The organism is Coprococcus sp. AF102-57 (assembly GCF_027686195.1).
Classification (GTDB): Bacteria; Bacillota; Clostridia; order Lachnospirales; family Lachnospiraceae; genus Allocoprococcus; species Allocoprococcus comes.
This window is the reverse complement of the sequence record NZ_JAQCSY010000001.1, coordinates 260,012-274,891: the sequence shown is the minus strand read 5'-3', so window position 1 is coordinate 274,891 and position 14,880 is coordinate 260,012. Positions and strand designations below refer to the sequence as shown.

The window sequence follows — 14,880 nt, the reverse complement described above, 5'->3', positions numbered from 1 at the left end:
AGCCTTGACTTTTTATTTGCAGGCTATTTGTCATCACAACGCAAATCATTCATTTCCCCAAAATCACCTCATTATTATAATAGAAGATTCCCATCCCAACAAGTGATAAAAATATGAAAGTTAAAGTTATGTATTGTATTTACACGCTCCTTCGTATTATAATGACTACATATTGAGTGAAAAAGGAAGTCAATAGTATAAATGAGTGAAAAGAGTATGAATGAAAAAAACGAAAGAAATCTTGACGGCACAGTAGATGAAATCATGGAAGAGATCAGAGAGCAGACTGTAAGTGAGGTGAAGGACATCAATGAAAAAGAACAGAAAAGCGAAGAAAGACCGCGGAAAAAGAAAGTCACTAAAACAAAACGTCCTTCAGGCCATCACGTATCTGGTGATGGTGTGGATCATAAAGCAGCCTCAGACAAAGATCGACCGGTTAAGAAAAAGGCTCCGCGCCGGAAAAAGAAAGTAGTTCGTGAAGAGACCGGGCTTCTGGATCTGGAAGGAGCAGAAGAATGGCGGGATGAAGAAGAGACAGCAGTACCACCGGTTATTAAAAGTGCAGATATTTTAAGCAGTGGAGATGCAGAAGCATTCAATCCGGATGAGGAAGAAATTTTTGATGATTCTTTCTTTGATGAAGAAGAGGAAAAGCCGCATAGAAGAACTAAACGGGAGAAAAAGCAAGGCTCAAAAAAGTCCGGTAAAGTGGTTAAAATTGTAGTTGGCGCTGTGGTTGGAGTGGCAGCGGTTGTTTACCTTGGATTTTCCGTATATTTCATGAATCATTTCTATTTTAATACGAAGATCAACGGTGTGAACTTCTCCGGAAAATCAGTTTCGGCAGTAGAGTCATACATGAAGAGTCAGGTAGATGGATATGTTCTCACGATGAAGGAATCAGACGGAACAGAAGAGAAGATTGCCGGAACAGATATTTCTCTTGCGTACAAAGCAGGAGATGAACTGCAGAAGCTCGTAAAAGAGCAGAATGCATTTCTGTGGCCGGTCTGCCTTGGAAAGACACAGACAATTACGGCATCAGTCGGTGTTACATATGACGAAAACCAGCTGGATACCCTGATTAACGGTCTCGAGTGTATGCAGGCAGATCAGCAGGTTGAACCGGTAAATGCACATCCGGAGTATGACGGCAATTCGTATGTAGTCAAAGCTGAGGAGACAGGAAGTAAGATTGATACCGAGAACTTCAAAAAGGTAGTGAAAGAATCAATCGAAGGTTTCAAAAGCGAGATTGACATGACCGCTGAAGACTGCTATGTAGAACCAAAATACACAAGCGAGTCAGAAGAAGTGAAGAAAGCATGTGACGATATGAATAAGTATCTGAAGGCAAGTATCACTTATACCTTTGGTTCGAATACAGAAGTTGTAGATAAAGATCTGATTTCCCAGTGGGTAACGGTAGATGATAACATGGCAGTTACCTTTAACAGTGATGCAGTCGTGAAATATGTACAGCAGCTGGAGAGTAAGTATGACACTTGCCAGACAAAGAGAACATTTACAACCGGAGGCGGCAACAGTGCAACGGTTGAAGGTGGAGACTATGGATGGATCATTGATGAAGCTGCCGAGATTGCAGCCCTTGAAGCGAATATCCGCAACGGAGAGACTGTGACGAGAGAGGCAAATTATTCACAGACTGCAGCAAGTCATGACGGAGCAGACTGGGGGAATACTTATGTTGAAGTCGATCTGACAAACCAGTATCTGTATCTTTTTGTAAATGGTGCAATTGTGACACAGGGACCAATTGTTACCGGTAAGCCAAGCAGAGGAGATGCTACACCGCAGGGAGTGTATATTCTGAAATACAAAGAAAAAGATACAACCCTTCGTGGACCAAAGAAGGAAGACGGAAGTTACGAATGGGAATCACCGGTTACTTACTGGATGCCGTTTAACGGTGGAATCGGACTGCACGATGCACCGTGGCAGACGAATTTTGGTGGGGACTGGTACCTGGAACATGGGTCACGCGGATGTGTCAACTTGCAGTATGCTGTTGCAGAGACGGTGTTCAACAATGTAGATTCCGGAACACCGGTTGTATGTCATTACTAAATTTATGAGAGAGGTTATTTTTATGTATGAACTGATAAAAAGGGACGGTCGCGCCAAGCGCGGCCGCTTCCATACCGTACACGGAGTGATCGAGACTCCTGTATTTATGAATGTAGGAACAATTGCAGCGATCAAAGGGGCTGTTTCTACCGCAGATCTTGAAGAAATCGGAACACAGGTGGAACTGTCTAATACTTATCATTTGCATGTGCGTCCGGGAGATCAGGTAGTGAAAAAGCTTGGCGGATTGCACAAATTTATGACCTGGGACAAGCCGATCCTTACTGATTCCGGTGGATTCCAGGTGTTTTCTCTTGCCGGACTCAGAAAGATTAAGGAAGAGGGTGTATACTTCAATTCCCATATTGACGGAAGAAAGATTTTTATGGGACCGGAAGAGAGTATGCAGATTCAGTCGAATCTGGCGTCTACGATCGCGATGGCATTTGATGAATGTCCGTCCAGTGTAGCGGAAAGGAAATATATGCAGGCATCGGTAGAGCGTACAACGAGATGGCTCGCAAGATGTAAAGAAGAGATGGCAAGACTCAATTCTCTTGATGATACGATCAACAAACATCAGATGCTTTTCGGAATCAATCAGGGGGGTGTCTATGAAGATATCCGTATTGAGCATGCACAGCAGATTGCAGAGATGGATCTGGATGGATACGCAGTCGGCGGACTCGCAGTTGGTGAGACACATGAAGAGATGTACCGGATCCTGGATGCAGTAGTTCCTTGTCTTCCGGTTGCCAAACCGACTTATCTGATGGGAGTCGGAACGCCGGCGAATATTCTGGAAGCGGTAGACAGAGGTGTGGATTTCTTTGACTGCGTATATCCAAGCCGTAACGGAAGACATGGTCATGTTTATACAAAGCATGGTAAGTTGAATCTGTTCAATGCAAAATTCGAACTGGATGAACGCCCGATCGAAGAAGGCTGTCAGTGCCCGGCCTGCCGCCGTTATTCAAGAGCTTATATCCGGCATCTGCTGAAAGCAAAAGAGATGCTTGGAATGCGGCTTTGCGTTCTCCACAATTTATATTATTATAATCATCTTATGGAAGATATCAGAGGAGCGATCGAAGAGGGAAGATATGCTCAGTTTAAGAAAGAGACACTGGCAAAAATGGAAGAAAAAGAAGATTAGGATAAAAAAATTCTAAAATGTCTTGATGAATGTCCTATTATTGTGTATGATGGTAACAGTGTCTATTTTAGCAGGAGGAAAGAAAAATGAATAATCCAATCGTACTTATTTTATTTTACGTTGTAATTATCGGAGGATTCTGGTGGTTACTGATGAGACCACAGAAAAAGGAACAGAAGAGAGTACAGCTTATGTTATCTGAACTGGCTGTAGGAGATACTGTTCTTACAACAAGCGGTTTTTATGGAGTTGTTATTGATATTACAGATGAAGACGTAATCGTTGAATTCGGAAGCAACAAGAACTGCCGTATCCCGATGCAGAAGTCTGCGATCATGCAGGTTGAAAAGCCGGAGAACAACTAAATCAATTTTTTTAAAAAAGTTGAAAAAAAGCATTGCATTTTATGTGCAATGCTTTTATAATACAATTATTGGAAACGTTACCGATACCGATACCGAAACCGTTACCGTAGAAAGATGTGAGGTGCATATTATGAGAACAAGCGGTGTATTACTGCCGGTGGCAAGTCTGCCATCAAAATATGGAATAGGTGCTTTTTCGAAAGAAGCATACGAGTTTGTAGATACACTTGAGAAGGCAGGTCAGAGCTACTGGCAGATCCTTCCGTTAGGTCCGACAGGGTATGGAGATTCGCCGTATCAGTCTTTCTCAACTTTTGCAGGAAATCCGTATTTTATAGACCTGGAAAAGCTGATAAAAAAGGGCTGGATTACAAAAGATGAATGTAAGGCATATGACTTTGGTGATAATGCGGGATATGTGGATTATGAAAAGATTTACAACTGCAGGTATGAGATCTTAAGAAAAGCATATGAAAGAAGCCGGATCGCAGATGATGCAGATTTTCAGAAGTTCTGTAAGAAGAATAAAGAATGGCTGGATGATTATGCGCTTTATACGGAGATCAAAGCTGCGAATGGTGGGAAAAGCTGGAGCGAATGGGAAGATGAATATCGTCTGAGAGATGAGCTTGCGCTGGAAAAATTCGCCAAAGAGAATCAGGAAGGGATCCTGTTCCAGAAGTTTATGCAGTATGAATTCGCAACACAGTGGAGTGCACTGAAAGCATATGCGAATGAAAAAGGGATTGAGATCATTGGTGATATCCCGATTTATGTAGCATTTGACAGCGCAGACAGCTGGTCGCATCCGGAACTGTTCCAGTTTGATGAGAACGGACTTCCGACTGGTGTTGCAGGGTGTCCGCCAGATGCATTTAGTGCAACCGGACAGCTTTGGGGCAATCCGCTTTATAAGTGGGAATATCATAAGGAGACCGGATATGCATGGTGGATGAAGAGAATCCGTCATTGTGTAGAACTTTATGACGTGATCCGAATTGATCATTTCCGTGGATTCGATGAATATTATTCCATTCCATACGGAGATCTGACAGCGGAATTCGGACATTGGGAAAAAGGACCGGGAATGGATATTTTCCGGACGGTAAAAGAGTCTCTGGGTGATGTGAAAATTATTGCAGAGGATCTTGGATTCCTGACAGACAGTGTGATCCGGATGGTGGAAGAGTCCGGATATCCGGGAATGAAAGTTCTGGAGTTTGCATTTGATTCCAGAGAGCCTAGCAATTATCTGCCGCACAATTATGATAAGAACTGCGTAGTATACACAGGAACCCATGACAATGAAACACTGGCAGGATGGTACAGAGAATTAAAAAAAGAAGATAAGAAGTTTGCGCTTCGCTATATGGGAAGAAAGAAACTCAGTATCAATGAAGCAGTATGGGAAATCATCCGTCTTGCGCAGTCGAGCGTGGCGGATACCTGTATCATTCCGATTCAGGATTATCTCTGCCTCGGTAATGAAGCGAGGATCAATCATCCGTCAACCCTTGGCGGTAATTGGATCTGGAGACTTCATAGGGATGAGATCTCAAAAAAACTTGTGAAAAAGATCCGCAGGATGACAGAACTTTATTGCAGGATTCCGGAGAAGACAGAGATGCTCCTTAAGGCTGAAGATGCAGAGGACTTAGGAGAAGAAAAGAAATAAAATGGGAATGACGATTAAAGATATTGCGAAGAAGTGCGGGGTCGGAGTCAGCACCGTGTCCCGTGCGCTGAACAATCATCCGGATATCAATCCTGAGACCAAAAAGATGATTTTAAAGACGGTTGAAGAATCAAATTTTGTGCCGAATAACAGTGCGAGGAATCTGAAACGGACCGATTCGAAATCCATTGCGATTCTGGTAAAGGAGATTGATAATCCATTTTTCGCGACGATGATGCGGGTAATGGAAAAAAAGATCCGCAGACAGAAATATTCCTTTTTTATCCAGCATATGGGAAAGGATCAGGATGAGGTCGATACCGCACTGGAGCTGATCAAAGAAAAAAAGCTCAGAGGGATTATTTTCCTGGGTGGGGATTTCAGGAAGAACAAAGAGCGGATTGCAAAGATAAAGGTTCCGTTTGTTGTAAGTACGGCAGCATTTGATAAACTGCCGGAGAAATGTATCGCATCCTATGTATCAATTGACGACCGTGCGGAAAGCCGTAAGATCGTAGATCATCTGTGCGAGACCGGACATAAAAAGATTGCAATCCTTGCCTCGGATAAGAAAGATGAGAACATCGGAAAACTCAGACTGGAAGGTTACAGGGAAGCACTAAAGGCACATGGCCTGGAAGCGGATGAGGAAAGAATCTGTTATCTGGATGAAGAAGATACCACTTATTCGATGGAAAACGGATATCGGATGATGAAAAAACTGTTGAAAAAAGAAACAGAATTTACCGCAGTATTTGCAATTTCCGATCTGATGGTGATTGGTGCATGCAAGGCGCTTCTGGAAGAGGGAAAAAGGATTCCGGAAGATGTGGCGGTTGCAGGATTTGACGGACTTGACTATACCGGATTTTATCAGCCGGCGATCACTACGATGGCGCAGCCGGTCGAAGAGATCGCGAGACAGTCTGTCGGGATTCTGTTTGACATGATAGAAACAAAGAAAAGCCAGGAAGGAAAATATCTTCCGGCAACACTGAAAGAAAGAGAATCAACTACAGGAGGTAGAAGAACATGGAAGCAAGACTGACAGAGATTTTACAGGAGAAATTCCAGACAGGACTTGAACAGGCAACGAATGAACAGGTATATTATGCGCTGCTTACACTGACAAAGGAACGGATCAAAGAAGGACCGAAGAACGAAGGAAAGAGAAAACTCTATTATATTTCCGCAGAATTCCTGATCGGAAAGCTTTTATCCAACAACCTGATCAACCTTGGAATTTATGATGAGACAGCAGAGGTGCTGAAAAAGCATGGGAAAAATCTTGCAGAGATCGAAGAAGTTGAACCGGAACCGTCTCTTGGAAATGGTGGACTTGGACGATTGGCAGCCTGCTTCCTGGATTCCATTGCAACACTCGGACTTCCGGGAGACGGAATCGGGCTGAACTATCATATGGGTCTGTTCAAACAGGTATTTACCGACCACAAACAGGATGAACAGAAGAATCCGTGGATTGAAAAAGACAGCTGGCTCAATGATACCGGTATTTCATTTGAAGTCCCGTTCAAGGATTTCAGTCTTCGTTCCCATCTGTATGATATTGATGTAACCGGATACGAAGGCGGAAGCAACAAACTTCATCTTTTTGATGTAGAGACGGTAAATGATGCAATCGTTGGAAACGGAATCAATTTTGATAAGAACGATATCCGTGAGAACCTGACGCTGTTCCTCTATCCGGATGACAGCGACAAGGCAGGAAATCTGCTCCGTATTTATCAGCAGTATTTTATGGTTTCCAATGCAGCACAGTATATCATCCGCGAGTGTGAAGAAAAGGGATATGATCTCAGAAAGCTTCATGAGCATGTGGCGATCCAGATCAACGATACACATCCTTCTATGGTTATTCCGGAGCTGATCCGTCTTCTTGTTCAGAAACAGATCGACTTCAATGAGGCGATTGAGATCGTACAGAAGACCTGCGCATATACCAATCACACCATCCTCGCAGAAGCACTGGAAAAATGGCCGGTTGATTATCTGGAGCAGGTTGCACCACAGATCGTTCCGATCATCCGTGATCTGGATGCAAGAATTAAGGGAAGATATAAAGATCCGAGAGTCCATATTATCGATGACCAGAATCGTGTACACATGGCTCATATGGACATCCATTATGGATACAGTGTCAACGGAGTTGCTTATCTTCATACAGAGATCCTGAAAAATGAAGAGCTGAAACCGTTCTACGACATTTACCCACAGAAATTCAACAACAAGACTAATGGTATTACGTTCAGAAGATGGCTGCTGCACTGCAACCATGAACTGACTGCATGGCTGGATGAGAAGATCGGACCGGATTACCGAAAAGATGCAACAAAGCTTGAAAAACTGCTTGATTATGTAAATGATGAGGAAACCTTAAAGAGTCTTCTTGTGGTAAAACAGAAAAAGAAAGAGGATCTGGCAGCTTACTTAAAAGAAACACAGGGACTGGAAATCAATCCAAATTCAATTTTTGATATTCAGGTAAAACGTCTGCATGAATACAAGCGTCAGCAGATGAATGCGTTATATGTGATCTATAAATATCTGGAGATCAAGAGCGGAAAGAAACCGGAGACTCCGATCACGGTAATCTTTGGAGCCAAGGCTGCACCGGCTTATATTATTGCAAAGGATATCATTCATCTGATCCTCTGCCTGCAGGAGCTGATTGATAACGATCCGGAAGTTGCACCGTATCTGAAAGTGGTTATGGTAGAAAACTACAACGTGACACTGGCAGAAAAGCTGATCCCGTCCTGTGATATTTCTGAACAGATTTCTCTTGCATCCAAAGAAGCAAGTGGAACAGGTAACATGAAATTCATGCTGAACGGGGCTGTGACAATGGGAACAGAAGATGGAGCCAACGTAGAAATCCATCAGTTTGTAGGGGATGAAAATATCTACATCTTCGGAGAATCCAGTGAACAGGTTATTGAGCATTACCGCAAGATGGATTATAATGCAGTTGATTACTATATCAATGATGAAGAGATCCGCAGACTGGTAGACTTTATCATCAGCCCGGAACTTCTCCGTATCGGAGATAAATACCTGCTTCTTGAACTGCATGCAGAACTGATTCGTAAAGACTGGTTCATGACACTTCTTGATGTGAAAGATTATATCCAGAAGAAAGAACAGGCTTACGCAGATTATGAAGACCGCATGGCATGGGCAAAGAAGATGGTTGTGAATATCGCAAAAGCAGGATATTTCTCATCTGACAGAACCATTGCTGAATACAACAGAGATATCTGGCATCTGTAAAATGTATATGTAAAAAACAGAAGTCTGTCCTGAAAAAACAGAGACAGACTTCTGTTTTTTGTGCAAAAGTGTATTTTTATACGGTTTCTGCGGGAACTTCCTGTATTTCCCTTATTGCGGGAAAAGAGAAGGATATGCTATGATAAGGAGAAGTATTGCTGTCTGTTTTCCGGATATGGAAAAGTTTTTGGGAAGATCCGGGAAGCAATAGAAGCAGATGAGAGGTGAATATATGGAAAAAAGAAGAAAAAGTGCAGCACTTTTGCCGGTCGGTGTATTTCTGATATTTTATCTGGGACTGGGTATTTTATTTGAATACATAATGAAAATTCCAATGGGGTTTTATAATGTACCGATCGTAGTGGCGTTTCTGGCGGCACTCCTGGTCGCGTGTCTGCAGAACAGAAAGGTTGGCTTTGATGAGAAGCTGGAGATTATGGGACGGGGAATTGGAGATAAGAATATTATCACAATGCTGCTGATTTTCCTGACGGCGGGAACTTTTGTGGGAGTGGTTGGAAGAAGCAGTGCAGAGAGTGTGGCGTATTTTATGCTATCGATCATCCCGGCACGGTTTGCGGTTGCCGTTCTGTTTGTGGTTGCATGTTTTGTTTCAACAGCAATGGGAACTTCGGTTGGGACGATCACCCTTCTGACTCCGATTGCGGCGGCAGTTTCGCAGACGTCCGGTTTTTCCCTGGCGCTTTGCGTGGCATCGGTGATGGGAGGCTCCATGTTCGGGGACAATCTTTCTTTCATATCAGATACAACAATTGCTGCCTGCAACGGGCAGGGATGTGAGATGAAAGATAAATTCCGGGAAAATTTCTGGATCGCACTTCCGGCGGCGATCGTATCGCTGGTTCTGATCCTGATCAGCTCTTTCCGGGCAGAGATCGGAACGGCAGTTACGCACGAATACAATCTGACGCAGATCATTCCGTATGTGCTGGTGCTGGTCGGCGGGATCGCCGGGTTCAATGTCTTCCTGGTACTTCTGACAGGAATTGTGTCCGGCGCGGTGATCATGCTCGCAATGGGGCAGGTAACACCGTATGAAATGCTTGCTGCCATGGGATCTGGTGTGTCCGGGATGTTTGAAACCTGTATGGTGGCAGTGCTGGTTGCTGCAATGTGTGCGCTGATCCGGGAAAATGGTGGCTTTGATGTATTGCTGGATGTGATTCACCGTGTTTTTAAGGGACCGAAAAGTGGTCAGCTGGGTGTTGGTATTTTGGTAGCGCTCCTGGATGTGGCAACAGCGAACAATACCGTAGCAATAGTGATGGCCAATCCAATTGCAAAGGAAATGGCAGACGATTATCAGATCACACCGAGAAAGACGGCATCCCTTCTGGATACTTTTTCCTGTATTTCACAGGGAGTGATTCCGTATGGCGCGCAGATGCTGGTGGCAATTTCGGCAGTGCATGAGCTTGGCAGTGAGATTTCTGCATTTCAGATCATTCCGAAGCTTTTTTATCCGGGAATGCTGTTTGTCAGTTCGCTGATCTTCATTTTTGTGATTCCACAGAAAACGGAAAAATAAAACAGAGTTCGCTCTGATTTTTATACTTTTACAGATTAAAGGGTTGAAACCTGACAAAAAATACGGTATTATAGTGTTTAACAGATTTTTGGAACGAAAAATGGTACAAAAATCACAGATACATAGAAGGGAATGACAAAGATGAGCCTGAAAATCGGAGTAATTAAAGGTGACGGAATCGGTCCGGAGATTGTAACGGAAGCGATGAAAGTTCTTGATAAAGCAGGAGAGGTATACGGATTTGACTGTTCTTATGAACAGCTGCTTCTTGGGGGCGCATCCATTGATGTACATGGAGTCCCGCTTACAGATGAGACGGTAGCAAAAGCAAAAGCATGTGATGCCGTACTGATGGGATCCATTGGAGGAGATGCAAAGACTTCCCCGTGGTATAAGCTGGAACCGTCAAAGAGACCGGAGGCCGGTCTTCTGAAGATCAGAAAAGAACTGAACCTGTTCGCAAATCTGCGTCCGGCGGTTTTGTATAATGAACTGAAGGGTGCATGTCCTCTGAAAGAAGAGATTACAGAAGGCGGATTTGATCTGATGATCATGCGTGAACTGACAGGCGGTCTTTATTTTGGAGAGAGGAAGACAGAAGAAGTGGATGGTGTGATGACTGCATTCGATTCACTTACCTATAATGAGGATGAGATCCGCAGGATTGCGATCCGCGCGTTTGACATTGCAATGAAGAGAAGAAAGAAAGTGACAAGCGTCGATAAGGCGAATGTACTGGATTCTTCAAGACTCTGGAGAAAAGTAGTAGAAGAAGTTGCGAAAGATTATCCGGAAGTTACACTGGAGCATATGCTGGTTGACAACTGTGCAATGCAGCTTGTAAGAGATCCGAAGCAGTTTGATGTCATTCTTACAGAGAATATGTTTGGAGACATCCTTTCTGATGAAGCAAGCATGGTAACCGGTTCGATCGGAATGCTGGCAAGTGCAAGTCTGAATGAAACCAGGTTCGGACTGTATGAACCAAGTGGCGGTTCGGCACCGGATATAGCAGGACAGGGAATTGCAAACCCGATAGCAACAATTCTTTCAGCAGCAATGATGCTTCGTTTCAGCCTGGATCAGGATAAAGCAGCAGATGCGATTGAAGCAGCAGTTTCCCAGGTGTTAAAAGATGGATACAGAACCGGGGATATTATGTCAGACGGATGTACAAAGGTTGGAACAGCCCGGATGGGAGATCTGATCTGCGAAAGAATTCGATAGTCAAGGATTGGGAAAGATACAGTTCCGTACTGCTATGGGGAAAGAGAAGCAGGACGGAACTGTAATAGAATGGAGCCAAAAGTTACAGGAGGATTATAAAATCATGAGAAGTGATAATGTAAAAACAGGTATGCAGCAGGCGCCGCACAGATCATTGTTCAATGCGCTTGGTCTTACAAAAGAAGAACTGGAGAGACCGCTTGTCGGAATCGTATGTTCTTATAACGAAATCGTTCCGGGACATATGAACCTGGATAAAATTGCAAATGCAGTAAAGATGGGGGTTGCCATGGCAGGTGGAACACCGATCATGTTTCCGGCAATCGCAGTCTGTGACGGTATTGCAATGGGACACATCGGTATGAAGTATTCTCTGGTAACGAGAGATCTGATCGCAGATTCGACAGAAGCAATGGCAATGGCGCATCAGTTTGACGCCCTTGTTATGATCCCGAACTGTGATAAAAATGTACCTGGGCTTTTGATGGCAGCAGCCCGTATCAATGTACCTACAGTGTTCGTCAGTGGCGGACCAATGCTTGCAGGACATGTAAAAGGACAGAAGAGAAGTCTTTCCAGCATGTTCGAGGCAGTTGGATCCTACGCAGCAGGAACAATGGACGAATGTGATGTATGTGAATTTGAAAATAAAGTATGTCCTACCTGTGGATCCTGCTCTGGAATGTATACAGCTAACAGTATGAACTGTCTGACGGAAGTACTTGGTATGGGACTTCAGGGGAATGGAACAATTCCGGCTGTATATTCAGAAAGAATCCGTCTTGCAAAACATGCAGGTATGCAGGTAATGGAAATGTACAGAAGAAATATCCGTCCGAGAGACATTATGACAAAAGAAGCCATCTTAAATGCTCTGACTGTTGATATGGCACTTGGATGCTCAACCAACAGTATGCTTCACCTTCCGGCGATCGCACATGAGATCGGTATGGATTTTGAAATTGATTTTGCAAACGGAATCAGCGAAAAGACTCCGAACCTCTGTCACCTTGCACCGGCAGGTCCTACATATATGGAAGACTTGAATGAAGCAGGTGGTGTATATGCAGTTATGAACGAGCTGAATAAGAAAGGCCTTCTGTACACAGACTGCATGACAGTAACCGGAAAGACAGTTGGAGAAAATATCGCAGGATGCGAAAATAAAAATCCGGAAGTAATCCGTCCGATCGACAATCCATACAGCCAGACTGGTGGACTTGCAGTCCTCAAAGGTAATATCGCACCGGATGGCAGTGTTGTAAAACGTTCTGCAGTTGTACCGGAAATGCTGGTACATGAAGGACCTGCAAGAGTATTTGAATGTGAAGATGATGCGATCAAGGCAATTAAAGGCGGAGATATCCATCCGGGAGATGTTGTAGTGATCCGTTACGTCGGACCAAAGGGTGGTCCTGGTATGCCGGAGATGCTGAATCCGACTTCTGCAATCGCAGGTATGGGACTTGGTTCATCGGTAGCACTTATTACAGACGGTCGTTTCAGCGGTGCATCCCGTGGAGCTTCTATCGGACACGTATCACCGGAAGCAGCAGTCGGCGGACCGGTAGCACTGATCGAGGAAGGCGATATCATCGAGATCGATATCCCGAACCTGAAATTAAATGCAAGAATTTCAGATGAAGAACTTGCAAGAAGAAAAGAAAAATGGCAGCCAAGAGAACCGGAAGTTACAACAGGATATCTTGCAAGATATGCAGCAATGGTAACTTCAGGAAACCGTGGAGCAGTTCTGGAAGTTCCACACAAATAAAATAAAATCTGGACAAGGGGAATGTACAATGCAATTAAATGGTGCAGAGATACTGATAGAGTGTTTAAAAGAGCAGGGCGTGGATACCGTATTCGGATATCCGGGTGGCGCAATTTTAAATGTATATGATGAATTATATAAGCATAGTAATGAAATCAGACATATCCTTACATCGCATGAGCAGGGAGCTTCTCATGCGGCGGACGGATATGCGCGTGCCACTGGTAAAGTTGGGGTGTGTTTTGCGACCAGTGGACCTGGAGCAACAAATCTCGTAACAGGAATCGCGACCGCATTTATGGATTCTATTCCGATTGTTGCGATCACCTGTAATGTAGGGGTACCGCTTCTTGGAAAAGACAGTTTCCAGGAAATTGACATTACCGGTATTACGATGCCGATCACAAAGTATAATTTTATTGTGAAGAATGTCAATGATCTTGCAAGGACGATCCGCAAGGCGTTTGAGATCGCACAGTCCGGAAGACCGGGACCGGTGCTGATCGATATCCCGAAAGATGTGACAGGCAATAAAGCAGAGTATGAGCCTGTCAAAATCCAGCCAATCGTAAAATACAAAAAAGAAATCTGTATGGAAGATATTGACAAGGCAGTAGAGATGATCGAAGAAGCAAAGCGTCCGTTCGTATTCGTCGGAGGTGGAGCTATATTATCTGATGCAAGTGAAGAACTCCGTGCATTCGTAGACAAGGTACAGTGTCCGGTATGTGATTCCCTGATGGGAAAAGGTGCATTTCCGGGAACTGATGAACTTTATACAGGAATGCTTGGTATGCATGGTACCAAGACATCGAACTTTGGAGTCAGTGAATGTGATCTTCTGATCGTAGTCGGTGCAAGATTCTCCGACCGTGTCACAGGTAATCCAAATAAATTTGCAAGTAATGCAAAGATTCTCCAGTTTGATATTGATGTGGCAGAGATGAACAAGAATGTCATCATCGATGAAGGTGTGGTTGGAGATATCAAGGAAGTGCTTGCGGCAGTTAATGAAAAACTGCCACAGCAGGAACACACCGAATGGATTAAAAAGATCCAGGAATATAAAGCGAAATACCCGCTTACCTATCATCCGGAAAGTCTGACTGGTCCGTATGTGATCGAAGAGATTTACAAACAGACAGAAGGTGATGCGATCATCGTCACAGAGGTTGGACAGCATCAGATGTGGGCAGCGCAGTATTATAAATTCACAAAACCGAGAACACTGCTTACGTCAGGTGGCCTTGGAACCATGGGATACGGTCTTGGAGCCGCAATCGGAGCCAAGATGGGCAGACCGGAGAAGACGGTAGTCAATATCGCCGGAGACGGATGTTTCCGTATGAATATGAATGAAGTTGCAACAGCGGCGCGTTATAACATTCCGATCATCCAGGTTGTAGTGAACAACCATGTGCTTGGTATGGTAAGACAGTGGCAGAATCTGTTTTACGGACAGCGCTATTCAGCAACTGTTCTGAATGATGCAGTAGATTTTGTGAAACTCGCAGAAGCGATGGGGGCGAAAGCGGTAAGAGCTACGACCAGAGAAGAATTCGCAGATGCATTTAAGTTTGCTTTAAATGCAGGCGGTCCGGTGGTGATTGACTGCCAGATTGACAGCGATGACAAGGTATGGCCGATGGTTGCTCCGGGTGCTCCGATCAGTGAAGTTTTTGACGAGAAGGATCTGCAGGAAAAACAGCAGACAAACTAGAAAAACATATGCAGCGACAGATACGTAGAGCA

10 protein-coding genes are annotated in these 14,880 nt (G+C 44.1%); all 10 read left to right on the top strand.

From position 1 onward, the window contains the following. Positions 1 to 201 precede the first annotated feature (201 nt). The 10 genes from PGZ10_RS01295 (at position 202) to ilvB (ending at position 14,848) form a co-directional block, all read left to right on the top strand. On the top strand, positions 202 to 2,091 hold the full coding sequence (locus PGZ10_RS01295; protein WP_270246225.1) for a L,D-transpeptidase family protein: 1,890 nt from the start codon (positions 202 to 204) through the stop codon (positions 2,089 to 2,091). Positions 2,092 to 2,113: 22 nt separating this feature from the next. Further along, a complete protein-coding gene (tgt, locus tag PGZ10_RS01290) occupies positions 2,114 to 3,247 on the top strand; it encodes a tRNA guanosine(34) transglycosylase Tgt (RefSeq protein WP_270246224.1) in 1,134 nt (377 codons plus the stop codon). 86 nt (positions 3,248 to 3,333) lie between these two features. After that, on the top strand, positions 3,334 to 3,612 hold the full coding sequence (gene yajC, locus PGZ10_RS01285; RefSeq protein ID WP_008374927.1) for a preprotein translocase subunit YajC: 279 nt from the start codon (positions 3,334 to 3,336) through the stop codon (positions 3,610 to 3,612). A 130-nt stretch (positions 3,613 to 3,742) separates the two neighbouring features. After that, on the top strand, positions 3,743 to 5,287 hold the full coding sequence (gene malQ / locus PGZ10_RS01280) for a 4-alpha-glucanotransferase (RefSeq protein WP_270246222.1): 1,545 nt from the start codon (positions 3,743 to 3,745) through the stop codon (positions 5,285 to 5,287). 1 nt (position 5,288) lies between these two features. Then, positions 5,289 to 6,335, top strand: a complete 1,047-nt coding sequence (locus tag PGZ10_RS01275) for a LacI family DNA-binding transcriptional regulator (protein ID WP_118198398.1) — start codon at positions 5,289 to 5,291, stop codon at positions 6,333 to 6,335. Continuing rightward, positions 6,320 to 8,578, top strand: coding sequence for a glycogen/starch/alpha-glucan phosphorylase (locus PGZ10_RS01270; RefSeq protein ID WP_055155652.1), 2,259 nt, complete (start codon positions 6,320 to 6,322; stop codon positions 8,576 to 8,578). Before PGZ10_RS01275 ends, PGZ10_RS01270 begins: the two co-directional genes overlap by 16 nt. A gap of 232 nt (positions 8,579 to 8,810) precedes the next feature. Further along, positions 8,811 to 10,127, top strand: coding sequence for a Na+/H+ antiporter NhaC family protein (locus PGZ10_RS01265; protein ID WP_270246221.1), 1,317 nt, complete (start codon positions 8,811 to 8,813; stop codon positions 10,125 to 10,127). Between the two features lie 141 nt (positions 10,128 to 10,268). Next, on the top strand, positions 10,269 to 11,354 hold the full coding sequence (gene leuB / locus PGZ10_RS01260; RefSeq protein ID WP_055297292.1) for a 3-isopropylmalate dehydrogenase: 1,086 nt from the start codon (positions 10,269 to 10,271) through the stop codon (positions 11,352 to 11,354). Positions 11,355 to 11,457: 103 nt separating this feature from the next. Further along, a complete protein-coding gene (gene ilvD, locus PGZ10_RS01255; protein WP_008374941.1) occupies positions 11,458 to 13,128 on the top strand; it encodes a dihydroxy-acid dehydratase in 1,671 nt (556 codons plus the stop codon). A gap of 28 nt (positions 13,129 to 13,156) precedes the next feature. Beyond that, positions 13,157 to 14,848, top strand: a complete 1,692-nt coding sequence (gene ilvB, locus PGZ10_RS01250; protein ID WP_117556166.1) for a biosynthetic-type acetolactate synthase large subunit — start codon at positions 13,157 to 13,159, stop codon at positions 14,846 to 14,848. Positions 14,849 to 14,880 lie beyond the last annotated feature (32 nt).

Excerpts from the sequence above, each read along its gene's own strand:
- PGZ10_RS01295 (WP_270246225.1), top strand. The coding sequence starts at position 202 with ATGAGTGAAAAGAGTATGAATGAAAAAAACGAAAGAAATCTTGACGGC.
- tgt (WP_270246224.1), top strand. The coding sequence starts at position 2,114 with ATGTATGAACTGATAAAAAGGGACGGTCGCGCCAAGCGCGGCCGCTTC.
- yajC (WP_008374927.1), top strand. The coding sequence starts at position 3,334 with ATGAATAATCCAATCGTACTTATTTTATTTTACGTTGTAATTATCGGA.
- malQ (WP_270246222.1), top strand. The coding sequence starts at position 3,743 with ATGAGAACAAGCGGTGTATTACTGCCGGTGGCAAGTCTGCCATCAAAA.
- PGZ10_RS01275 (WP_118198398.1), top strand. The coding sequence starts at position 5,289 with ATGGGAATGACGATTAAAGATATTGCGAAGAAGTGCGGGGTCGGAGTC.
- PGZ10_RS01270 (WP_055155652.1), top strand. The coding sequence starts at position 6,320 with ATGGAAGCAAGACTGACAGAGATTTTACAGGAGAAATTCCAGACAGGA.
- PGZ10_RS01265 (WP_270246221.1), top strand. The coding sequence starts at position 8,811 with ATGGAAAAAAGAAGAAAAAGTGCAGCACTTTTGCCGGTCGGTGTATTT.
- leuB (WP_055297292.1), top strand. The coding sequence starts at position 10,269 with ATGAGCCTGAAAATCGGAGTAATTAAAGGTGACGGAATCGGTCCGGAG.
- ilvD (WP_008374941.1), top strand. The coding sequence starts at position 11,458 with ATGAGAAGTGATAATGTAAAAACAGGTATGCAGCAGGCGCCGCACAGA.
- ilvB (WP_117556166.1), top strand. The coding sequence starts at position 13,157 with ATGCAATTAAATGGTGCAGAGATACTGATAGAGTGTTTAAAAGAGCAG.